At 60.4% G+C, this 22,489-nt stretch carries 25 protein-coding genes; 13 read left to right on the top strand and 12 right to left on the bottom strand.

All coding sequences use genetic code 11. The features are described 5' to 3' along the window. Positions 1-176: 176 nt before the first annotated feature. A complete protein-coding gene (gene selD, locus KUW67_RS15150; protein ID WP_224826173.1) occupies positions 177-2,348 on the top strand; it encodes a selenide, water dikinase SelD in 2,172 nt (723 codons plus the stop codon). Here selD and mnmH read toward each other — a convergent pair. Next, positions 2,326-3,372: a tRNA 2-selenouridine(34) synthase MnmH gene (gene mnmH, locus KUW67_RS15145; RefSeq protein WP_224826172.1), complete on the bottom strand. Its 1,047-nt coding sequence runs from the start codon at positions 3,370-3,372 to the stop codon at positions 2,326-2,328. The two genes, selD and mnmH, sit on opposite strands and share 23 nt — an antisense overlap. Before the next feature lie 100 nt (positions 3,373-3,472). Here mnmH and KUW67_RS15140 point away from each other — a divergent pair, with 100 nt between their 5' ends. Beyond that, entirely contained in the window at positions 3,473-3,868 is a 396-nt protein-coding gene (locus KUW67_RS15140; RefSeq protein ID WP_224826171.1) for a DUF4149 domain-containing protein, read from the top strand. 12 nt (positions 3,869-3,880) lie between these two features. On the opposite strand, the gene KUW67_RS15135 is transcribed toward KUW67_RS15140, so the two are convergent. The 8 genes from KUW67_RS15135 to KUW67_RS15100 form a co-directional block, all read right to left on the bottom strand. Continuing rightward, the gene (locus KUW67_RS15135) at positions 3,881-4,330 is read right to left on the bottom strand and encodes an RES family NAD+ phosphorylase (protein WP_255596840.1); all 450 of its coding nucleotides are present in this window, start codon (positions 4,328-4,330) and stop codon (positions 3,881-3,883) included. Between the two features lie 33 nt (positions 4,331-4,363). After that, positions 4,364-4,714: an antitoxin Xre/MbcA/ParS toxin-binding domain-containing protein gene (locus KUW67_RS15130; RefSeq protein WP_224826169.1), complete on the bottom strand. Its 351-nt coding sequence runs from the start codon at positions 4,712-4,714 to the stop codon at positions 4,364-4,366. Positions 4,715-4,775: 61 nt separating this feature from the next. Further along, the gene (gene urtE / locus KUW67_RS15125; RefSeq protein ID WP_224826168.1) at positions 4,776-5,471 is read right to left on the bottom strand and encodes an urea ABC transporter ATP-binding subunit UrtE; all 696 of its coding nucleotides are present in this window, start codon (positions 5,469-5,471) and stop codon (positions 4,776-4,778) included. 3 nt (positions 5,472-5,474) lie between these two features. Beyond that, a complete protein-coding gene (urtD, locus tag KUW67_RS15120; RefSeq protein WP_224826167.1) occupies positions 5,475-6,215 on the bottom strand; it encodes an urea ABC transporter ATP-binding protein UrtD in 741 nt (246 codons plus the stop codon). Then, the gene (gene urtC / locus KUW67_RS15115; RefSeq protein WP_224826166.1) at positions 6,212-7,378 is read right to left on the bottom strand and encodes an urea ABC transporter permease subunit UrtC; all 1,167 of its coding nucleotides are present in this window, start codon (positions 7,376-7,378) and stop codon (positions 6,212-6,214) included. The genes urtD and urtC overlap by 4 nt, the downstream gene beginning before the upstream one ends. Positions 7,379-7,382: 4 nt before the next feature. Further along, positions 7,383-9,329 (bottom strand): urea ABC transporter permease subunit UrtB, encoded by a 1,947-nt coding sequence (urtB, locus tag KUW67_RS15110; RefSeq protein ID WP_224826165.1) that lies wholly within the window; start codon positions 9,327-9,329, stop codon positions 7,383-7,385. A 66-nt stretch (positions 9,330-9,395) separates the two neighbouring features. Further along, complete coding sequence (urtA, locus tag KUW67_RS15105) at positions 9,396-10,679, bottom strand: urea ABC transporter substrate-binding protein (RefSeq protein ID WP_224826164.1); 1,284 nt, start codon at positions 10,677-10,679, stop codon at positions 9,396-9,398. 398 nt (positions 10,680-11,077) lie between these two features. Further along, positions 11,078-11,743, bottom strand: a complete 666-nt coding sequence (locus KUW67_RS15100; protein ID WP_224826163.1) for a response regulator transcription factor — start codon at positions 11,741-11,743, stop codon at positions 11,078-11,080. A gap of 857 nt (positions 11,744-12,600) precedes the next feature. Here KUW67_RS15100 and KUW67_RS15095 point away from each other — a divergent pair. The 10 genes from KUW67_RS15095 to modC all read left to right on the top strand — a co-directional run bounded on the left by KUW67_RS15095 (position 12,601) and on the right by modC (position 19,361). Next, positions 12,601-13,500: a hypothetical protein gene (locus tag KUW67_RS15095; RefSeq protein ID WP_224826162.1), complete on the top strand. Its 900-nt coding sequence runs from the start codon at positions 12,601-12,603 to the stop codon at positions 13,498-13,500. A gap of 104 nt (positions 13,501-13,604) precedes the next feature. Then, positions 13,605-13,970, top strand: coding sequence for a curli-like amyloid fiber formation chaperone CsgH (gene csgH, locus KUW67_RS15090; RefSeq protein ID WP_224826161.1), 366 nt, complete (start codon positions 13,605-13,607; stop codon positions 13,968-13,970). Between the two features lies 1 nt (position 13,971). After that, the gene (locus KUW67_RS15085; protein ID WP_224826160.1) at positions 13,972-14,526 is read left to right on the top strand and encodes a hypothetical protein; all 555 of its coding nucleotides are present in this window, start codon (positions 13,972-13,974) and stop codon (positions 14,524-14,526) included. A gap of 18 nt (positions 14,527-14,544) precedes the next feature. Further along, positions 14,545-14,832 (top strand): curli assembly protein CsgF, encoded by a 288-nt coding sequence (locus KUW67_RS15080; protein ID WP_224826159.1) that lies wholly within the window; start codon positions 14,545-14,547, stop codon positions 14,830-14,832. 79 nt (positions 14,833-14,911) lie between these two features. Beyond that, a complete protein-coding gene (locus tag KUW67_RS15075) occupies positions 14,912-15,796 on the top strand; it encodes a CsgG/HfaB family protein (RefSeq protein WP_224826158.1) in 885 nt (294 codons plus the stop codon). Between the two features lie 58 nt (positions 15,797-15,854). Next, positions 15,855-16,400: an invasion associated locus B family protein gene (locus KUW67_RS15070; protein WP_224826157.1), complete on the top strand. Its 546-nt coding sequence runs from the start codon at positions 15,855-15,857 to the stop codon at positions 16,398-16,400. A gap of 38 nt (positions 16,401-16,438) precedes the next feature. Continuing rightward, positions 16,439-16,792, top strand: coding sequence for a winged helix-turn-helix domain-containing protein (locus tag KUW67_RS15065; RefSeq protein WP_224826156.1), 354 nt, complete (start codon positions 16,439-16,441; stop codon positions 16,790-16,792). A gap of 60 nt (positions 16,793-16,852) precedes the next feature. Next, positions 16,853-17,584, top strand: coding sequence for a molybdate ABC transporter substrate-binding protein (modA, locus tag KUW67_RS15060; RefSeq protein ID WP_224826155.1), 732 nt, complete (start codon positions 16,853-16,855; stop codon positions 17,582-17,584). Next, a complete protein-coding gene (gene modB / locus KUW67_RS15055; protein WP_224826154.1) occupies positions 17,581-18,267 on the top strand; it encodes a molybdate ABC transporter permease subunit in 687 nt (228 codons plus the stop codon). Before modA ends, modB begins: the two co-directional genes overlap by 4 nt. Further along, positions 18,264-19,361 (top strand): molybdenum ABC transporter ATP-binding protein, encoded by a 1,098-nt coding sequence (gene modC / locus KUW67_RS15050; protein ID WP_224826153.1) that lies wholly within the window; start codon positions 18,264-18,266, stop codon positions 19,359-19,361. The genes modB and modC overlap by 4 nt, the downstream gene beginning before the upstream one ends. On the opposite strand, the gene KUW67_RS15045 is transcribed toward modC, so the two are convergent. The 3 genes from KUW67_RS15045 to KUW67_RS15035 are packed head-to-tail and all read right to left on the bottom strand — an operon-like array spanning position 19,341 to position 21,381. Next, positions 19,341-20,135, bottom strand: coding sequence for a metal ABC transporter permease (locus KUW67_RS15045; RefSeq protein WP_224826152.1), 795 nt, complete (start codon positions 20,133-20,135; stop codon positions 19,341-19,343). The two genes, modC and KUW67_RS15045, sit on opposite strands and share 21 nt — an antisense overlap. Beyond that, on the bottom strand, positions 20,135-20,902 hold the full coding sequence (locus KUW67_RS15040; protein ID WP_224826151.1) for a metal ABC transporter ATP-binding protein: 768 nt from the start codon (positions 20,900-20,902) through the stop codon (positions 20,135-20,137). The genes KUW67_RS15045 and KUW67_RS15040 overlap by 1 nt, the downstream gene beginning before the upstream one ends. Further along, the gene (locus tag KUW67_RS15035; RefSeq protein ID WP_224826150.1) at positions 20,902-21,381 is read right to left on the bottom strand and encodes a Fur family transcriptional regulator; all 480 of its coding nucleotides are present in this window, start codon (positions 21,379-21,381) and stop codon (positions 20,902-20,904) included. The genes KUW67_RS15040 and KUW67_RS15035 overlap by 1 nt, the downstream gene beginning before the upstream one ends. A 112-nt stretch (positions 21,382-21,493) precedes the next feature. Between KUW67_RS15035 and KUW67_RS15030 the strand changes: the two genes are divergently transcribed. Beyond that, entirely contained in the window at positions 21,494-22,234 is a 741-nt protein-coding gene (locus KUW67_RS15030; protein WP_224826149.1) for a metallophosphoesterase family protein, read from the top strand. Positions 22,235-22,489: the final 255 nt, after the last annotated feature.

Genomic DNA, 22,489 nt, shown 5'->3' with positions numbered 1-22,489 from the left:
TCGGAATCGCTGCGGTGGTTGGGGGCGGAGTAGCGCAATTGTATACCGTCGTCTACAATGGATGATGGGGGAGCGGCGACATGTCCTCCCCCACCCTGTCCGGCGCGCTCACGCAAACCCCATTGGACGGCGCGGACAGGCCATTGTAAGGGTTTGAAAACCCTCGGATGACGACGATGCAAAGCCTGCCTCTCACCAAAGACCTTGTGCTGATCGGCGGCGGTCATGCCCATGCGCTGGTGCTGCGCAAATGGGGTATGAACCCGATGCCGGGCGTGCGGGTGACGGTGATAAATCCCGGCCCAACAGCGCCTTACACAGGCATGTTGCCGGGCCATGTCGCCGGTCATTATACCCGCGAGGAGCTTGAGATTGATCTGGTCAAACTGGGCCGTCATGCGGGTGCGCGGTTGGTTCTGGGCAAGGCCTGCGGGCTGGACCTTGAGGCCAAGCAGGTAAGGGTCGAGGGGCAGGACCCGATCCCCTATGACGTGGCCTCGTTCGACGTGGGCATCACCGCGCAGATGCCCGCGATTAAGGGCTTCGCAGAACATGCGGTCGGAGCCAAACCGCTGGATATCTTCGCTGCCTGCTGGCGCGATTACCTTGGCGCTTTGCCCGGCGGCAAAGCCCAGATCGCCGCTATCGGCGGTGGCGTGGCGGGGGTTGAGTTGGCGCTTGCCATGCACCATGCGGTACGCCAACGCGGCGCGCCTTGCGAGATCGCCATCATTGAGGCCGGGCCCGCCCTGAGCGGCATCAGCGACAAAACGCGCGACCGCCTTAACCGCGCTTTGAAAGACGCCGGGATCATCGTTCATCTGAACACCCGCGCAGAGGAAATTTGCGCCGATCATATCCGCCTGCAAAACGGCGAAACCGTACCCGCCACGTTGACCGTCGGTGCGGCGGGCGCGTTCCCCCATACTTGGGTGCACGAGCTTCCCCTGCCCCTGACGGACGGCTTTATCAATGTCGGCGCTGACCTGCGCGTTAGCAGCCATGATGATCTGTTCGCGGTCGGTGATTGCGCCCACATGACAGCAAGCCCGCGCAGCAAGGCGGGTGTCTTCGCCGTGCGAGCGGCCCCTGTGCTACACGACAATTTCCGCGCGGTTCTGGCGGGCAAGCCTACGCGGGTTTTCAAGCCGCAATCGCGCTATCTCAAGCTGATCTCTTTGGGTGGCAAAGCCGCGATTGCCGAACGCGGCGGGTTGTCCTTCTCAAGCCCGCTTCTGTGGCACTGGAAGGACCGCATCGACCGCGCTTTTATGGACAAATTCATCGAATTCCCCGCCATGGAGACGCCCGATCTTAGCCGCGCAGCCGAGGGCGTCGCCCCCATCGTGAACACTGCGCCTCTTTGCGGTGGATGTGGTGCAAAAGTGGCGGGCGGTGTGCTGCAAGACACGCTCCGCGCCTTGCCTGCCACTGCACGCCAGGACGTCACGCTCGGCGCAGGCGACGACGCCGCCGTGCTTGAAATTGGTGGAGCAAAACAGGTCATCTCCACCGACCATCTGCGCGCCTTTACCGAAGACCCGGCACTTCTGACCGAAGTCGCCGCGCTGCATGCGTTGGGCGATATCTGGGCCATGGGCGCTCAGCCCCAAGCGCTTTTGATGAACGTCACCATGCCGCGTATGTCAGACGCCTTGCAACGCCGCACAATGGAGTTGATCTTACGCAGCGCAGACCAGATCGCACGCGAGGTCGGCGCAGCCCTTGTCGGCGGCCATTCGACCATGGGCGCCGAGATGAGTATCGGTTTCACAGCCACAGGGCTATGCGACGGCGCGCCGATCACCAAAGCAGGCGCAAAACCCGGCGATGCCTTGATCCTGACCCGCCCGTTGGGTTCGGGCGTATTGCTGGCGGGCGAGATGCAGATGAAGGCAAACGGCCGACATATTGCCGCGCTCTACACGCAGATGCGGCGCAACCCGGCGCGAGTGGCAGCCGCCTTGGCAAAGGCCCACGCAATGACCGATGTGACCGGTTTTGGCCTTGCCGGGCATCTGGCCGAGATTTGCGCGGCGTCCGGCACCGGAGCCGAGCTCTGGCTTGATGCACTGCCCGTTTATGACGGCGCGTTAGAGCTGATTGAGGCCGGGCTACATGCCTCTCTGATGCCCTCAAACCGCACCTTGGCGGATGTGCAAGGCGCTGAAGGTGCGCGGGGTGAGCTGCTTTTTGATCCGCAAACCGCAGGTGGATTCCTCGCAGCACTTCCCGAAGATGACGTGAGGATTGCCCTGGAAGATATTGAAAAGGCGGGCTTTCAAGCAGTCCAGATTGGCCAAGTGACCCCGGACTCAGGAAAGATCATTTGCCGTCCATCGCGATAATCCTCGCCGCCGTTTCGGCCAGACTGCCCTGATCCAACCGCGCAACATCCATCTGCGTCACCGACCGCGCCCGACGTTGCGCCGATTTGGTGTAGCGCGGGTCGTAATGCGTCTCGATCAGCGACGCGGCGAGGTCTTCGAACCGCCCTTCCGCAATCAACCGCTCCCACGCCTCCAGCCGCGCCGCACCATGAAACGCCCGCAAGGGCTGCAAGCGCGCCCGCAATTCGTCTGGGTCAGCGGTCAAATCCGGGTAACTGCGCATCGTAAACGCCGCACGTTCCCGCAAAGGCGCGCTGAGCCGCAGCACAGGCGCCTCTATCATCGCAGCCCACAGGCTCGGTGGGATCAACAGGTTACCGATCTTCGTGCTTTCGGCCTCGACATAAGTCGGGCGCTCCGGATCAAGCCTCGCAATAAAACCGGCCAAACGGCTCTCGAACATCTTCTGAGAGGGTTGCCCGGATGCAAACCCACCCAACACAGAGCCACGATGCTCGGCCAGACCTTCCAGATCAAGAACCTGCGCACCTTGCGCCGCAAGCTCTTGAAGAAGCGCGGTTTTCGCGGTGCCCGTGCCACCATCCAAGAGCGTGATGTTCAACGAAATCGGCGCATCGTACAGCGCGGCGACCACCAGCCTGCGATAGCTCTTATAGCCCCCGTCAATCAGCTCGACCCGCCAGCCAATCTGGCTCAGGATCGAGGCAAAAGACCCCGAGCGTTGCCCGCCCCGCCAGCAATACACCAGCGGCCGCCAGCGCCCGTCACGATCTGCCAGCGACCCTTCCAGATGCGCCGCCGCATTCCGCGACACCATCGCCGCCCCGATCTTGCGCGCCAGAAAGCTGTCTTGCTGCACGTAAATCGTGCCAACCTCGGCGCGCTCTGCATCGCTCAGAACGGGTAGGTTAATTGCCCCCGGCACATGATCCTCGGCAAATTCCGAAGGCGCGCGCACGTCGATGATATCATCGAAAGCGAGCGTCTTCAGATCGTTCAAAGAGGTGAGTTTCACGGCCATTAATCGCTCTCTTGCCACAACGCCGCAGGCGGCGCCAGCGGGCTTTCCTTTTGCCCGCTCCGCTCCAGATACCAAATCTCAGAGACCTCAGGAGCCGCCGATGCTGACCGCCGCCGCCTTGCTAGTGACCGCTTTCCTCTTCGGGGGAATGGTGCTGTATTCCTTTGGATTTGCGGCGTTTTTATTCACCGCCCTACCAGCCGAAACAGCAGGCGCCACGATCCGCAAAGCTTTCCCGTGGTTCTATCTTTTCGTGATCGCCACCGCGTCCTTGGCAGCCCTTCTCAGCTTCTCGAATGATGCGTTTTCCGCCGCAACCCTCGGCCTGATCGCGCTAACCACGGTGCCAACGCGTCAATGGCTCATGCCAGCCATCAATGCCGCCACCGACAGCGGCAACAAAGGCCGTTTCAAGGCGCTGCATGGCGCGTCTGTTGTCATCACGCTCGTGCATATCGGCTTGGCCGGTTGGGTTCTGATCCGTTTTCTACCGTGATGTGAAAGCGCGCTAGCCAAGCCGCTTTTCGTCGTCGATCAAGCTCAGCCCTTTCGCCCAATCCCACAACACCAGATTGCAGTCTTTGGCTGTCGCGCCTCTAGCATAGCTTTGGATCAAAAGCCCTTGATATCCCTCGGCGATCAGCGCCTCGGCAAAGGCCTGTGTCGGGGCGACACCTGCGACCATCCGATCACGCCAGTCATTGGCAGCAAGGCTGTTGAATGTCTGACCATGGGCCTCAAGTAAATCGCCATCGCTCCCATCAAACACGAGCGCAATATCCGCGTGATAGCTGACCAGCGTCGTAGGCTGCAGATGCCCCACCTGATTGGCTTCCTTGATCGCGGTCTCAGGGCTGAGCGCAGTATAAAGCGCCGCGCGCCCCTTCTTGTTGAAGCGACCGCCAAAGCGTCGCGCGCCTTCCCCTGATAGCGGATCGCGCGCCCAAATGGGGTTCAATGCACGGTAAAGAAGGCCTTGATATCGCAAGGCTTACGCAAAAACGCCCGCGTCTACAGCGTCGATATACTCCAGCACATCGCCCGCCTGCCCGTCGCGCACCAGCTGCATCGCCGTACGCCCGGAAAAGCCGCTCAGCGGCTCCGACCGATACCACGCATAGGCCATAAGATAAGAGCCAAACCGCGGTTCAACCTTGTTGATGATCTCAACCATTTCGCGCAAGCGCCGCTGTGTGCGGTCCGATCCAACGCGATCCCGCCGCTGCACCGCGTCCTTGCCAAGGCCGACGCTACGCGCAACCTCCTCGCTTGTCGTCCGCAGTTCTGCAGCGATTTTCTTGGGTGCAAATTGCCCATCTTCGGAAAAGTCGACAAGGCTCATGACTTATATCCTTACGCTTTGATAGACGGTATATAGCGTCAGTCTGAGCGTTATTCAAGGATCAGATAGACACACGCTCCATCAACGCCTCGCGCGTGACCTTGGCTTTCGGGTCGCTTAAAACGACCTTACCGCGGTTGAGCGCCACGAACTCATCAGCCAGGTCATAGGCAAAATCGAAGAACTGCTCGACCAGCACAATCGCCATCTCTCCCTCGTTTCGAAGCTGCGCAATAACGCGCCCGATCTGCTGGATGATGTTGGGCTGAATGCCCTCGGTCGGCTCGTCCAGCAGCAACACGCGCGGACGCGTAATCAGCGCGCGCGCAATCGCAAGCTGCTGTTGCTGACCGCCCGACAGGTCACCGCCCCGGCGATCTTTCATCTCAGAAAGCACGGGAAACAGGTCGAAAATCTTGTCGGGGATGGTGTGTGCGTCTTTCGGCAGGCACGCGAACCCCGATTGCAGGTTTTCCTGCACGGTCATCAACGGAAACACCTCGCGCCCCTGCGGCACGTAGGCAATGCCCGCGCGCGCGGCCTCGAACGCGGAGGGGTGGTTCAGCGCCGCATCCCCAACGGTGATCGTTCCGCCACTATAAGGATGCCGCCCGGAGATCGCTTTCAACAAGCTTGTTTTACCCACGCCATTGGTGCCCATCACGGCTGTCACCTGCCCCGCTTCGGCGCTTAGGTTCACATCATACAGGATCTGGCTTTGGCCATAATGCAGGGTCAGATTCTCGACATTCAGCATGATTTAGCGCCCCAGATAGACGTCAATGACGTCTTGGTTTTGCGTGACATGATCCAGACTGCCTTCGGCCAAAACCGCACCCTCGTGCAGCACCGTTACCTTGCACCCAAGGCGGCGGACGAACTCCATATCATGCTCGATCACGACGACCGCGCAGGTTTCAGCGGCCCGCTTGATAAGGTCAGTCGTGTGCTCGCGTTCGGCGGGAGTCATGCCTGCCGCAGGCTCGTCAATCAGCAGCAAACGCGGGTCTTGGGCCAGCAACATCCCGATCTCCAGCCACTGCTTCTGACCATGGCTCAGATCGCCAGCGCGCCGTTTCAACTCATCCGTCAGGCCAATTTCTTCCGCGATTTCCTCAATTTTCTCAGCGCCTTGCGCAGTCTTCTTATACCAAAGCACATCAAACGGCCCACGCGGGTTTTTCAGCGCCATGGCAAGATTTTCGCGCACGGTCTGATCCTCGAACACGGTAGGTTTCTGAAACTTGCGCCCGACCCCCGCCCGCGCAATCGCGCTTTCGGACATGTCCAGCAGCGACACCGATTTTTCGCCCCAGATGACGCGGCCCTCATCGGGCTTCGTCTTGCCAGTGATGATGTCCATGAAGGTCGTTTTACCCGCCCCATTGGGGCCAATGACAGCGCGCAGCTCCGGCTCTCCAATCTGGAAGGACAGGTTGTTGATCGCGCGGAAGCCGTCGAAGCTGACGGTGACGCCCGAGACCTCAAGAAGCGTGCTCATGGGTCTTTCCTCACCAGATAATCAAAGAGCCCGCCGATGCCTTTCGGGAAGAAGAGCGTGACGGCCACGAACGAGACGCCCAGCAGCACCAGCCACCAATCGGTCCACTGGATCGTGTAGAACCCCAGCGGGATCGAGGGTGCGCCGCCTCCGGTGAACCAGCTGGACAAAAGCGACACGAACGCCGCGCCGATCACAGCGCCGTAAAGCCTCCCGCGCCCGCCGATGGCGACCCAGACGGCGAGGTAAATGGAGGCAATGGGAGCGATTTCGGCAGGGTTAATGATGCCTGCTTGCGGGTAGTAAAGTGCGCCTGCGATGCCCGCGACCACGGCCGTTAGGGTGAAGACGAAAAGTTTATAGCTTTCAACGTGGTAGCCAAGGAACCTGACACGGCTTTCGTCATCGCGGATGCCTCGGATCACGCTGCCCATCTTACCGGACGTGACCCAAGCGAACAGGACATAGCCCGCGCCCAGGGCGATGGCGGAGGCCCAGAAAAACCACATCGAGATGGTGGCTTGTCCGAGGTGGTCGAGACCGGGGATGTTTTGCAGGCCCGACAGACCGTTATTGCCGCGCAACCCACTGTCATTTTGGAAAAGATACAGCGCCAAGGCGAGGGTCATCGCCTGGGTCAGGATCGACAGGTAGACGCCCGTGACACGGCTGCGGAACGCCAGCCAACCGAAGACCAGCGCCAGCAGGCCCGGCACCAAGATGACCATCAGCAACTGCAATCCCAGCGAATGCGAGAACGCCCAGATCATCGGAAATTCCGACGATCCGACGACGCCAAAGATTTGTGTGCCGATGCCGTCGATGATCTCTTGCTGGGTCGGCGGGATGGCCGCTTCGTTCAGCGAATTAACCACGATTTCCTCGGTGCGCGCATACATCAGCCACATGCCGATGGCGTAACCGCCTAGCCCGAAGAACGCGAAATGGCCCAGCGACAGTATCCCGCAATAGCCCCAGACGACGTCCATCGCGACAGCGATCAGACATAGGCAAAGCGTCTTGCCCAGCGTCTTGATGAAAGAGGTTGAGAGGGTGCCGACCCCGAATGCCTCCGACAGGATCGTGACGCCCAAAGTGAAGAGCGCAAGCGCCAGAAGGAACCACAGAACCGACGGGTTGCGCATGATGAAAGAGCGTTCCATCGCCTCAATCCCCCGCCGCACGGCCTTTGAGGGCAACGATGCCCTTTGGCCGGAACTGTATGAAAAGAATGATGAAAAGGATCATGTAGGTCTGCGCAGCCAGCGTGTTGGCCGGATTGAACCACTCGATCCCTTTTTGCAAAAAGCCGATCAGCGACGCCCCTGCAAGCGTACCCCAAACATTGCCGACGCCGCCCACGACCACGGTCATGAAACTCTGCACGATATAATCCGCGCCCATCTCAGAGGTGACCTTGGCATAAAGCCCGATGGCGACCCCTGCGATGCCCGCGATGCCGGAACCAAGACCGAAGGTCAGCATGTTGATGCGATCCGGGTTAATGCCCATCGACGCGGCCATGCCGGGGTTTTGGGTAACGGCGCGGACCTCTAGGCCAAGACGTGTCTTATTAAGGATGAAGAGCAAAAGCCCAAGGAAGATCAGCGCCAGAATGAAGATCGCGATGCGGATGTAGCTGATGGACACCACGTCGTTCATCACCCACGCGCCGTCCAGCCAACCGGGCGACGTCAGAGGGCGCGCTTGGGTGCCGAAAATGTTCTTCGCAAGCTGTTGCAACGCGATGGAAATGCCGAACGTCGCCAGAAGCGTTTCCAAAGGACGGTGATAGAGCCAGCGGATGACCAGCCGCTCCATCGCGACGCCTGCGCCGAAGGTGACGGCGAAGGCCAAAGGCAGGGCCACAAGGATCGAAAGCGTGTAATCGGGGATGAACAGCTGCACGACGTAGCCCGTGTAGGCGCCCATCATGATGAACTCACCGTGTGCCATGTTGATGACGCCCATCACCCCGAAGGTGATGGCCAAACCGATGGCGGCAAGGAAGTAGATCGAGGCCAGAGACAGCCCGTCCAGCGTCAAATCCAACGCCTGATTGACGCCGACACGCGTCGTGATTTCGTCGAGCGCGTCATTGGCAGCGTCGGTCACGGCGATGTCTGGCTCGGTGTAAACCTCATAAAAAACATGGGATTGCACGGCAGAGCTGATGTCAGCATCTGTAACCAAAGGCGGGACGGTCCCGGCCTCGGCCAGCGTTGCATAAGCCTCCTCGCGGGCGGCGTCGGTGTTGAGCAGCGCCACCGGCACGCCACCCACGAAACCCCCTTCGATATTCGCGGCAAGTGCGTTGCGGATGGCGTCGTTCGGGATCAGTGGTGAGGCTAATTCGGCGCTGACAAGCTGGGCGTAAGCCTCTGCCTCGGTCAAATCGGTGCCGACGTCATAGACCTCGGCAATATTCTCGTCTTCGGGCAAGGCGACAGCGACTTGATCGCGGGTCGCCAAGATCTGGTTCATGACCGCTTGCACGTCCAACGATAGCTCTCCCGACAGCGCTTCAATGGCGGCGACACGGGCTTCGGTCGTGTCCCCGAACCGCGCCGTCAGCAGGCCTGCCAACCGTTCCTTGCGCTCTTTCAAAGCGGCATCGGGTTCATCGGGGATTGAGGCCAGCAAAGGCGCCAACTGGTCCGCTTGCGGGCGGCGCGCGATGGAGTCCACGGCCGCGACCCGCCGCAGAATATTTGGATCAGACAATTGGAACTGCACGAGAGCAGATCCAAGCACACGACGCACCCCGGCATTGGGGCGCAGTTGTTTGATCTCGGACTTTTCGGCGGTCCCCACGACCTCCCCACTCATCACATCGATCAGCGGGATCGGCTCGCCTTCACCGATGTAAAAGAACTGACCATCCGCCTCGCGCATGTGAAGTTCGCGGTTCTGCCAGCGCTGTAGAAATTCCGTCACCTCGGGCGTGCCAAGGGCGATCAGATCATCAACCACCGCGCCCACTTCCAGCCGTTTCGGGCGTTCGATCTGATCGGCGTGAACCTCAAGAACCGCTTTCAGATCAGCGGGTTGTGCCTGTGCGCCAGACACGCTGAGAGAGATCGCAGCCGCGAAGAAAAGAGCCAGAAAGCGCATAAATGGGGTGCCTTATCGGAGAAAGTGCGGAGGCGAGGCGAACCCCGCCCCCACGAGGGAGAACCCTTAGTAGTTCGACGTCAGCTGCACGCAGGTCTCGGTCTCGACATTATACATGCCGCAGCCGAGGGTCTGCCAATCTGACTTCAAAACCGCGCTTTCGGGCAGGAAGTCTGTCCACGCATCACCCGGCACCTCTTCGGTCTGGCTAATGATGTCAAACTGACCGTCAGCGGTGATCTCACCGATCAGAACCGGCTTGGCGAGGTGGTGGTTGGGCAGCATGACAGCCGTGCCGCCGGTCAGGTTCGGAAACTCCTGACCATACATCGCTTCGCGGACGGCATCTACGTCGGTCGTGCCAGCCTCAGTCACCGCGTTCACCCACATGTTGAAGCCGATATAATGCGCCTCCATCGGGTCGTTGGTCACGCGGTCTTCGCCCATACGCTCTTTCCAGGCGGCGACCCAGGCATCGTTGGCCTCGGATTCAGCAGACTGGAAGTAGTTCCATGCGGCGAGGTGGCCGACAAGGTTGGAGGTATCCAGACCGGACAGCTCTTCCTCACCGACGGAGAAGGCCACAACGGGGATATCGTCGGCAGAAACGCCAGCGGCAGCGAGTTCTTTATAGAAGCCAATATTGGCGTCGCCGTTGATGGTCGAAATCACGCCGACCTGCTTGCCGTCGGCACCAAGGGCCACAACGTCAGCCACAATCGTCGCCCAGTCAGAGTGACCGAAAGGCGTATAGTTCACGAAGATATCCTCCTCCGCGATGCCCTTGTCGATCAGGTAACTTTCCAGAATGTTGTTCGTGGTGCGCGGATAGACATAGTCGGTGCCGAGCAGCGCGAATTTCTCGACGCCCAGTTCTTCAAGGAAATAGTCCGTCGCCGGGATCGCCTGCTGGTTCGGGGCCGCACCCGTGTAGAACACGTTTTTCGAGCTTTCCTCACCCTCGTATTGCACAGGGTAGAACATCAGGCCGTTGAGTTCTTCCAGAACCGGCAGCGCGGATTTGCGCGACACCGAGGTCCATGAGCCGAAGATCACGTCAACTTCAGACACGGTCAGCAGCTCGCGCGCTTTTTCCGCGAACAAGGGCCAGTCAGAAGCCGGATCAACAACGACTGCCTCGATCTCGCAGCCCAGAACGCCACCTTTTTCGTTTTGCTGTTCAATCAGCAGTTCCATCGTGTCTTTCAGCGTCGTCTCGGAAATGGCCATCGTGCCAGAGAGCGAATGCAGAACGCCGACTTTGACAGGGCAATCCTGCGCAAGAGCAGCCGTCGTGGTTGCCATCAAGGCCGCCGTCGTCAAAGCCGCGCATGTTTTGAATGTAGTCATCAAAAGTGTTCCCAGGTTGTGCTGTCCGGGTCCGCGCGCTCCGGCCTTGCGGCTGCGAAGAATGCGCTTAAGTGAGACCGGCAGCGTATCGTTGCAGCTGCGCGACGAAGAGTATCTGCCAGGATGGCTTCGTCGCGCGGCACTCAAGTGTCGATTAAGACAGTGCTGTTTTACGGATGTGGGTCCGCACCGCGTAAGGGCGCGCCGCGTTCGAGGGGAGCGAGTCCCGACGCTTGCATAATATATGAGCAGGTTTTTCCTGAACGCCTTCTATTTGCGCACAATCAGCTAAGGCTGCGGCCGACTTGCCTGAACCCTGAGCGCAACGCCTTAAAATAATACGACCGCCGCCCGCGCAGAACGCAGGCGGCGGTCATGATTGCGATAAGGCGGCTGGCCTAAGCCAGCAGTTGCGACGGGGGCGTCTGCCCCATCTTTTCAACGATCTTCACAGCGATCTGGGTGCGGTTATGCACGCCCAGTTTGCGCCGAATCGCACTGACATGGACATCGACCGTGTTGGCCGCGATCCCAAGCTCGCGCGCGATCTCTTTGTTAGACCGCCCCACGGCGATCTCGCGCGAGATCTCGACCTCGCGATCGGTCAGATGCCATTCTTCCTGCACCGAATCCGGTGGTTCGGATTGCGACACACACGGCTGACAATCGGAATTACCCCAAGGAAGCAGCGTGTGCCCCATCCCGATGAAGTCCAATGTCGTGCGCAAATGATCCATATCGGCATCCCGCTGCAGGATCGACACAACCGACTTCGGACATTTCAGAAACAGAAAGAAGTTGGCCATCGAGGGAACCAGCAACACAACCCGCGCCGGTGCAAAGCGCGACAGAATTGCCGCTAGCGCCGAGTTGGTCATTTGCTGAGACGTCACACTGACAATCGCAATCGTGTCTTCACGCGGCACCCTGTCGGACTGCGTCACGTTTCTCCAACCCAACTGGGTGACGACCGATTTCAGGCCGATTTCTTCAAAAGTGTTTGTTGTGGAGAGAATAACGTCGATCTTGGACGCCTCCCCAATACTAATAGGCGAAGTAGTCATATGCATTTTCCCCATACGTCCCTTCTCCAAAAAAAAACGGGAAGGATCAGACAGAAACCAAAGAACTCTTTAAAAAAGTTTGTATAAAAATCCGCTCCGATATTTGGCGTCGAAACGGTCAGGCTCATAATGCGTCTAGATTACCTCAATTCGAAAAAATCGAACCTGTCTAAAAGGATAGGTTTAACCCATTATTAACGATTTTTTTCCGCGTTTTTCTGGCCTTGGCGGCCGACCCGGACAAAATCAAGCCGATGAGAATCATCTACCGAGCGATGATTCGCACACCCTGTCGAACGCTCGGAAGGCGAAATCCGAGCGCTTCCGTGCTCTCTCCAAAATCCACGATACGGGTCTGCGAAACCGCCGTCGAACTTGCCGGTTGTTGTGCAGTACGGCGGATCTGTGCGGTCCGCTGCGGGACGCTGCGCTGCACACGCGCCGGGCGCTGTGTGATCTGCGGGACAAAAACGCTCGCGCCTGCGGTGTTGAGCTGCGGAACCGATACCGGCCCGTCTGCCAAGGCTGGCAGCGGTGACAGAAACACGCTCAAACCAAGAAGAGCGCCTAAAATTGCGGCCCCTTGCGAAAAACGGGTCGGAAACGTGGGCATAAGCGGGACCCTCCAGGCGGGTTGTTCTATCTCTCTGCTATCATTGGCAATTTTATGCCTCATGCAACAGATTTGGTGGCGGAAAGACGCTGAATAGTGAACCGGCACTAGTGCTTTTGGCGCCAGATTTCACGCCGATCTAGTGTGTCCTCCCAGTATTTAAGCACCTTTCTTTCCAGCAGGCTCCCCCCTGTCCAAGCGCAATAGAGCGCAGACACATGATAAAGGATGGATGGAGTACGTTATGAAAAAAGTTCTTCTTGGCACAACAGTGGCATTTTTCGCCACGGCAGGAACAGCTTTCGCCCAAACGGCGACGGCAGGAAGCGGATCGACCGCGATCGACACCGATGACAGCGCGCAGGTCGCAATCGCCGACGAGTCGGCAAGTGCAAGCGTGACGAATGGCTCGACCAGCTTTGGCGGGCTCTTCAACCGCACGTCGGAAGCCGAGGTCGGAAATGGCGTGATCGTGCGCACTTTCGGCAACGAGATGGGCTTTAATAATGCCGGCGGTTCGGGTGTGACCAGTGGCGGCGCGTTCAACAGCAACGCACAATTTCAGGTCGGCAATGGCAACATGGCCATCAACATGCAGGAAGGCACGTTCAACGAATCCGCCACCCTGCAGATCGGCGACGACAATGACGCGCTGATCAGCCAGGACGGTGAGCAGAACGAAGCTGCCATCAGCCAAGTCGGTGACGACAACGACGCAGCCCATATCCAGCAGGGTATTGATAATGGCGGTGTGAGCGCGATCCTTGGTGACGGCAACACGTCCTTCGGCCTTCAGGTCGGTGGTGTCGACAACCTTCTGGCGCATGCCCAGATCGGCAACAACAACTCGACCGTGACGTTCCAGGATGGCGACAACAACACTGCGGCAACCCTGCAAGAAGGCAACGGCAACGCGTCGTTCATCTCGCAAGGTGGCGGTATTTTTGAATCGCTGACCGCAATCAATGGCACCACCAAAAGCGGTGGCCTGCCCGCAGGGGCGGCCATTTCCGGATCGGCCATCGGCTCTCTGGGCTCGTCAAACAACGCGGCGGCCAGCTTGCAGCTTGGCAATGACAACCGGTCGGCCATTCTGCAGACCGGCAACGGCAACGAGGCGATCAACTACCAGAACAGCCGGTAGTCTGGCCTTGCCTTTTGCCTCGGGGCCACACGGCTTTGGGGCCTGAAAACCGGCCAAAGGCGACCCGCGCGCCTTTGGCCCTTTTCTGAAAAATCGAGGCCCTGATGACGGTCAAACCCCTTCTTTTTGCCCTTGGTCTGTGTTGCGTCGCTGCACAGGTCTCTGCGTTGAGTTGTGAGATACGGTTCGCGACAGAAGGCGAATATGTTACTTTGGAGGCCGTTGTAAGTTCCGACAGTCCGGCGGAAGGGTCCTATGTTTTAGGGGCCACAACAATATCGGGGTCCAATTCTTCAACCTCGATGCAAGCCGGGCCCGTCGTCATTAAAGAGGCGAATACGCCTGTTTTATTGGCCAGATCCGTTCATCGGATGACGGCTGAGACAGTTTTGACGGCGCAGTTGACGATTGAAGCGCAGCAGGAGCGCACCCAATGCAGGGCAAGCACTCCGAACGGCAAGGATATTTAAGATGCGGACATTGTTCCGACCCTGTTTAAGCATTCTGGCGGTCACGATTTTGGCCGCTCCGGGTGGTGCGACCGCCCAATCCATCGATTTTCGTGTCGATAATGTCACACTTGAGCAGACCATTGCGACGACCCAAGGCGCCGTCGCTCCGATGATGATGGAGCGGCAGCAAACACACTCGCCCGGCTCCTCGACGCTGATTTTGCAAAACGGTCAGAACAACAGCGCCCGGACCAGTGTCACAGGCAGTGCAAACGCATTCGCCGGGGCGCTGCAGGTCGGGGATCGCAACAGCTCGATTGCGGCCATTATCGACAGCCCGCGTTCGAAAATCGCGCAGGTTCAGGTTGGCGACGACAACAGCTCGATCGTGGCCATCGTGGGCGGCAGCGACAATACCGCCGCCACAGCGCAGGTCGGCTCGAACCACCACGCGCGGATTGGGCTGCAGAATTCAACCGGCACGACTGTCCTTTTCGGACAGGGCGGCCGCAACACCAATGGTGGCATCGTCATCAAGAACGCCCCGCGGGGCACTGTCATTCGCGTTGATTGATCGCAAAGAGGTTCGCACATGTTTCGTTTGACCCATATTGTTCTTATCTCCAGCCTTTTCGCAGGGACGGCTTTTGCCGGAGACCTGATCTACAGGCCGATCAACCCCGCCTTCGGGGGCAATCCCAACAATTTCGACTACCTTCTCGGAACCGCCCAAATCCAGAACCAGCACTTGCCGGACCAAGGCAGTGGTGGGGGCGGCGGCGGTGTGCCCAACATCGACTTTCCCGACATTTCCATCGACCTCGGTGGGGCCACTCAGCCCGCACCGACAACCACACCCTTAGCTGCCACCAACCCATAAGGACCGAAACAAACTGCGGTGGGGGCCGCTTCCCGATCTTCTCGGAAGAAAGAAGTTGGGACCAGAAGGGACAGAATTGATGAGACTCAAACCAGCATATCTTGCGGTCTGCGCGGCCATGGTCGTGTCCGGCTGCGATCCCGACGGGATCAATATCGTCAACGGGTTCGATCAACCGACCGAAACGCAGACGACACGCATTGGCGGCTCGCTTGCGCTGTTGCCACCGCCGCGCAAGCAGATTGACATCGCGGTCTACGCCTATGATGACCAGACCGGGCAACAAAAGCCCGAAGACAACTTCTCCAGCTTTTCCAAAGCCGTGACCCAAGGCGGCGAAGCGATCCTGATTGACGTGCTCAAGGACGTGTCGGGCGGGCGGTGGTTTAACGTGGTGGAACGCGCGGGTCTGCAAAATCTGCTGACCGAGCGCCAATTGATCGACCAGTCCAACCAGACCTATCGCGGAACGACCCGGTCCGTTCTGCCACCGCTGCGCTTTGCGGGCATTATTCTGGAAGGCGGCATCGTCAACTACGACAGCAACGTCAAAACCGGCGGCATCGGCGCGCGCTATCTGGGCATCGGCATGTCCACCAAATACCGGCAGGACATCGTGACGGTGGCACTTAGGACAGTTTCGGTCAGCTCAGGCGAAGTGCTCAGTTCGGTCACGACAGAAAAGACGGTCTATTCCACGCTGGTCGATACGGGCGTCTTCCGCTTCGTCGGCGTCGATGAGTTGCTTGAGATCGACGCAGGCACCTCGGTGAACGAACCGGTGGGCATTGCCGTGCGGCAAGCGATGGAACTTGCCGTCTATTCGCTGATCGTCGATGGCGCTGCGCGCGGGATCTGGGATTTCAAGAACCGCAGCGACGGTCGACATCATATCGAATCCTACCGCAACAGAGGCGTTGTGTACCGCCCGCAATCCGAGACCGATACCGATGCGCAGGGCTAGTCCCCTCTTCGCGGCATGCGTTCTGATAGCCGCTCCGCAATGGGCCGCTGCGCAAGAGATGAGCTTCCCCGAGCCGATCTCGGAAACACCGATCGGCGATTGGCTGGTGCAATGTTTCCAGACACAGCGCGCGGCGAACGATTGTCAGGCCTTTCAGCGCGTGACGATGAACAACGGCACCGCCGTCGCGCTGGTTACCACCTTTGCCTATACGACGCCCACACAGCTAGAGATTCAGATGGCGTTCCCCCTTGGCGTTGATCTTTCCGCTGGCGCGCGCTTTGCGATGGGGGCCGAGTTCACGACGACAATCCCGATCTCGCGCTGCACGCAGCAAGGCTGTCTTGTCGAAGGCACCGTGGGTGAAAATCTGGGCCGCATGTTTCGCGACAGCACGCAGGCAACCGTGACGGTCACAGTGCCCGGGCGCGGCGATTTTCAGGTCCCGTTCTCACTCGACGGGCTGACCGAAGCGCTATCTGCGATCCGTCCCGATCCGCCTGCCGCACCCCCGACCTCCGCGCAGGATGACCAGATCACCCCGCCCTCAGCAGAGCCGGAACCCGACACTTCCCTCGCCCCGGTCACAGGCGACGAGAACTGAGGCTTGCAAATCGCCGCGGCCCGCCGGACGGTAGAGCGATGAGCAACACACCCTCTCCCCGCTTGCGCCTGCGCGTGCATTTCGGCCCCACGATGCTGGGGCCGGGCAAGGCCGATCTGCTGGAGCTGATTGATGAGACCGGGTCCATCTCGGCGGCAGGGCGCGCCATGAAGATGAGCTACAAACGCGCCTGGACCCTCGTGGATGAGATGAATAGCGCCTATCGCGCGCCCTTGGTCATCAGCGCGCGCGGCGGTCCCGAAGGCGGCGGCGCGCATCTAAGCGAGACAGGCCGCGAGGTTTTGACCCTTTACCGCGCGATGATGGCACGGGTGGAGACGGCGGCAGAGCCGGACATCCGCGCGCTCTCGGCATTGCTCGCCCGCAGATAAACCTTGCGCGGGTCTGCATGAAAAGCGATATTTCCCGTCGAACCTAACGGTCTGGCTCCCATGCGCTCCACCCTCTTCTCGATGGCCCTTCTCTGGCTCTGCGCTTCTGCCGCATGGGCCGAGCGCGTGACCGTCTTCGCCGCCTCCAGTCTGACCTCCGTTCTGGGTGAAATAGCCGCTGAGTTCGAGACCGAGACGGGCCACGAGGTCACGCTTTCCGTCGCCGGCAGCGCGGCGCTGGCACGGCAAATCCTATCCGGTGCACCGGCTGACATTTTCCTGTCGGCCAACCCCGACTGGATGGATGCTGTCAAGGGCGAGACCGTTCCGGGCACCCGCCGCGAACTGCTGGGAAACCGCCTTGTCCTGATCGCACCCGCACCCTCCGACCCCGTCCCCCTGACCGCCGATGCGCTGACCGCGCGCCTTGTTGACGGGCCCCTCGCCATGGCGCTGTTTGAGGCTGTGCCTGCGGGGCAATACGGCAAAGCCGCCCTTGAACATCTCGGCCTCTGGACCACCCTCGCCCCGAAAGTCGCGCAAACCGACAACGTCCGTGCAGCCCTCGCGCTGGTAGCCTTGGGCGAAGCACACTTGGGTATCGTTTACGCAACCGACGCCCAAGCAGATCCGCGCGTTACAACTGTCGCGACGTTCGACCCGGAGAGCCATCCGCCGATCCGCTACCCCGTCGCCGCCCTGACCGACCGCCCCGTCACACACGCCTTTCTGGACCATCTCACCGCATCGCGCGCGATCTTCGAACGCCACGGCTTCGAGGTCCTTCCATGACCCCGCTTGAATGGGAAGTCGTGACGCTATCGCTCAAAGTGTCGCTCTGGGCCACCGCGCTCAGCCTGCCCTTTGGCATCCTGACCGCCCTCGTTCTGGCGCGCGGCAACTTCCCCGGCAAGCAGCTCCTTAACGGCATCGTGCATCTGCCGCTGATCCTGCCGCCCGTCGTCACAGGCTATTTGCTACTGCTAACCTTCGGACGCCGCGCCCCCGTCGGCGCGTGGCTGGAGGAAACCTTCGGCCTCGTCCTCGCCTTCCGCTGGACGGGAGCCGCCCTTGCCGCTGCTATAATGGCCTTCCCCCTGATGGTCCGCGCCATCCGCCTTGCGATTGAGGCCGTGGACCCGCGCATCGAAGACGCCGCCGCCACGCTGGGCGCATCCCGCGTTATGGTGTTTCTGACCATCACCCTGCCGCTCACACTGCCCGGCATTATCGCTGGCGCAATCCTCGCTTTTGCAAAAGCCATGGGCGAGTTTGGCGCAACCATCACCTTCGTCTCCAACATCCCCGGCGAGACGCAAACGCTGCCTTCCGCGATCTACGCTGCCTTGCAAGTGCCCGGCGGCGAGGGCGCCGTGATCCGCCTTGTCATCCTGTCCGTGATCCTCGCCATGGGCGCGCTTCTGGTCTCCGAATGGCTCGCGCGGCGCGTCGGCCACAAGGCGGGCCGCGCATGAGCCTGTCGGTCAGCCTCCGCCACGCCTTCCCCGGCTTCACGCTGGACGCGGCGTTTGACGCGCCAGAAGGCGTGACCGCGCTTTTCGGTAAATCCGGGTCCGGAAAGACGACGGTGGTGAATGCCGTGGCGGGCCTGCTGAAACCTGACGCAGGCACAGTCACGGTGAACGGGCGCACTTTGCTGGAAACCGCGCAAAAACTGTACGTCCCAACACCCCAACGCAGGGTCGGCTATGTCTTTCAGGACGCCCGCCTCTTCCCGCATATGAGCGTCGCCAAGAACCTCGCATATGGTCGTTGGTGGGGCGGCGCGCCCTCGGCCAAAGATACCGCGCGGATCACTGATCTGCTGGGCATTGACCATCTGCTGGACCGCGCCCCGCTGGCGCTTTCGGGCGGCGAAATCCAGCGCGTCGCCATGGGCCGCGCCTTGTTGGCCCGCCCCGATGTGCTGCTTTTGGATGAACCGCTCGCCGCCCTCGATGCCCCCCGCAAGGCCGAGATTCTGCCCTATCTGGAACGCCTGCGGAGCGAGGCGGAAATCCCGATCCTCTATGTCAGTCATTCCGTGGCCGAGGTCGCACGTCTCGCCACCACCGTCATCGTTCTGGAGGACGGCAAAGTCGTGCGCACCGGCCCCGCGACTGACGTTTTGTCTGACCCAACAGCCGTGTCGCAACTGGGTGTACGCGATGCAGGCGCCGTCATTCAGGCCCGCGTTCTGCACCATCATGACGATGGGCTGAGCGAGCTTGAAACCTCTGCCGGGCGGCTCTTTCTGCCACGGGTCGAGGCGCAGATCGGCGCGACCCTGCGCGTGCGCATTCAAGCCCAGGACGTTATCCTCTCGCGCACCCGGCCCGAAGGACTGTCCGCGCTCAACATTCTGCCCGGAACCATAACATCGCTGTTGAAAGGCGACGGTCCGGGCGTATTGGTGCAAATGGCATCGGGCGACGATCAAGTGCTCGCCCGCGTCACCCGCCGCTCTGCCCAAGCGCTGGAATTGACCGAGGGCGCGACCTGCTATGCGGTGGTGAAAACCGTCTCTGTCGCGCGCGCCGATATCGGCTCAGACCGCGCGGCGCAGTAGCGCAACAGCGTTCGAGGCGGCGAACAGCACCGCCGCCACACAGACCATCGTCGGCCCGGTTGGTGTATCGAAATGAAATGCCGCCCATAACCCTCCCAAAGCCGCGCCCGCGCCCAAAGCCGCGGCCATCACCGCCATCGCTTCGGGCGTGCGTGCAAAGGGGCGCGCGGTGGCGGCCGGGATCACCAGCAAAGCCCCGATCAGCAATGCGCCCACGACCTTGATCGCAACCGCCACAACCAGCGCCAAAGCCACCGTCAGGATCAACTGTTCCCGCTTGGGGTCGATGTTGCTGGCATAGGCCAGATCGGGGTTCAGCGTCGCCGTCAGCAGCGCCGACCAGCGCCATGCAGTCAGCGCCAGAACCAACCCGGCGCCGCCCCAGATCACCGCCAGATCGGTGCGGGTGACGGCCAACACGTCACCGAACAGATAGGCCATCAAGTCGATGCGCACTCCTTGCAGGAACGACACGGCCACAAGGCCGAACGCCAGCGCGGAATGCGCCAGCACCCCCAGCAACGTGTCCACCGCATAGCCTTTACCTGACAGGCTTGAGACGGCCAACGCCATTAGCAAGGCCACGACCAGAACGCCTCCGAAGATGGAGGTCGACAGCGTCAAAGACAGCGCCACCCCAAGGATCGCCGCATGGGCCGTCGCATCGCCAAAATACGCCATGCGCCGCCAGACGACGAAACAGCCCAGCGGGGCCGTCGCAATCGCCACGCCCACCCCCGCAAGGGCGGCCCGGGTCAGGAAATCGTCCAGCATCAGTGGCTATGCTCACGGTCATGTTTGTGGTCATGCACATGGTCATGATCGTGATCGTCATCGTGGGTATGCGTATGCTCGTGCCGATAGAGCGCCAGCGCGCCTTGGGTGCCAGACCCGAAGAGCGCCCGATAAGCTGGCGCCTCTGCCACGATCTCTGGCCGGCCTTCGCAACACACATGACCGTTCAGGCAGATCACCCGGTCCGAAGCGCTCATCACCACATGCAGCTCGTGGCTGACCATCAGGATCCCGCAGCCAAGCCGCGCGCGGACATCCTCGATCTGGCGGTAGAACGCTGCCGATCCGGGCTGGTCCAAGCCCTGCGTTGCCTCGTCTAAAATCAGCAAATGCGGATCGCCCAGCAGCGCGCGCGCCAAGAGCACCCGCTGAAACTGCCCACCCGACAGGTCCGTCATCGCACGATCCGCCAACCCCGCGACGCCCGCCGCCTCAAGCGCGTCTACGATTTTTGCGCGCGGCACACGGATCGGCAGCGCCATGAAGCGATGCACCGGCATTGGCAGCGTGGAATCAATCGCAAGGCTTTGCGGCACATACCCAATCCGCAGCCCGTCCTGTAGTTTGACCCGACCATGATCGGGGGTCAGCGCGCCAATGATGCTACGCAACATGGTCGATTTACCCGATCCGTTCGGGCCGACAATCGTCACGATCTCGCCCGGTTCCATCGTGAAGTTAACGTCCTGCAAGACCGTGTTGCCGCCCAAGCGGACGCTCAGATGCTCCAACGAGATCAAGCTCATCAGGCCGCCGCCTCACGGCAGGACTGGCACAGCCCCTCTGCCTCCAGAACCGCGCGCTCAATGGTGAACCCCACTGCATCCGCCGCCTTAGACAGCCGACCGGCGGAGGCTTCCAAATGGGCCTCTGCCACCTGATCGCAGCCGGTGCAGATCAGAAAAGCCGGTGTGTGATTGCCCCCAATATCCGAGCAGGCTACGAACTTGTTGAGCCGCTCGATCTTATGGGCAAACCCGTGCTTTGTCAGAAAAGCCAGCGCGCGGTACGCGACGGGTGGCTGCGACCCCATGCCTTCGGCGCGCAGCATTTCAAGAATATCGTAAGCGCCCAAGGCGCGGTGCTTTTCCAGCAAAATCTCCAACACGCGGCGGCGCACATCCGTCAGCTGCAAGCCTTCCGCTGCACATGTCTCAGCAGCGGCCGAAACACCGGTCTGGATGCAACTGTCGTGGTTGTGGGGGTGAAATCCGATGGCAGACATGGGCGCTCCTGTCGAGAGACGTATGTTATATCATTGCACTCCGCCCTGCGAAACCCCCCGAAATGTGTGTTTTCGCTTGCATCTGTGCGACGGCACTGGCGCAATTACTGCCATGTTTGGTGCCCTCTCCCGCCTGTTTGGAAAGACCGCTGATGCGGCTCCCTTCTCTGCGCCTCTTGCCCCGGATGCGCCGTTTTCCGTGATCGGAGACGTGCATGGCTGCGCAGAGCTTCTGGATCGGCTGGTCGGCATGCTTGATCCATCAGAGCCACTGATCTTTGTCGGCGATTATATAGACCGCGGCCCTGAAAGTGCGCAGGTGCTGTCCTATCTAGATCAGCTTTCGGCGACGCGGCCTGTCGTTTGTCTCAAAGGCAACCACGAACAAATGTGCCTCGATTTTCTGGAGGCGCCGGAAAGCCCGGCCGGGCGGCGTTGGCTGCAACATGGTGGCGGTGCGACGCTGGCCAGCTACGGGATCGACGCCGAAGACGAGCCCAACCAGATCGCCAGCGCGCTACATGCAAAGATGGGGGCGACGCGAATCGCCTGGCTGCGCGATCTCGCGGGGTTCTGGCTCAGCGGAAATGTCGCCGTCGTGCATGCCGCAGCCGATCCGGAGGCACCTCTCACCGAGCAATCCGCGGACACTTTGATCTGGGGCCACCCGAAATTTCGCTCTAACCCGCGCAAGGATGGGCATTGGGTTGTGCACGGGCATACCATCGTGCCTAAACCCTATGCAGAAGAGGGGCGGATTGCGCTGGATACCGGCGCATATTTAAGCGGTCGGCTGACGGCAGTCACAATTCACGCTGGACGCCATTTTTTCACGCAATCTGAATATCCCTGATTTGGAAACAATCCGTTTTCCGAAAGATCAAAGTCGGGATAGGTATTTGTTTTAGAAACATATTTTGCCGTTCTACAGACGCGATAGTCGACCCACACTAGTGCGTTTTGCGGTGAAAATCGCCGATCGTAGTGTGTTTGGCTCATTCCAACGCCGCGCACCTTCCCGCACATTTAAGGGGCTTTCCAACGCCGGTTTTTGGCGAGGAGGTCGGGGTTAATTCTAAGACACAACCGCTCCAGGCGGATTAGTTGA

It is taken from the genome of Cognatishimia sp. MH4019 (genome assembly GCF_020177595.1).
Taxonomy (GTDB): domain Bacteria; phylum Pseudomonadota; class Alphaproteobacteria; order Rhodobacterales; family Rhodobacteraceae; genus JAHTBL01.
This window is presented reverse-complemented; position numbering and strand designations above follow the sequence as displayed.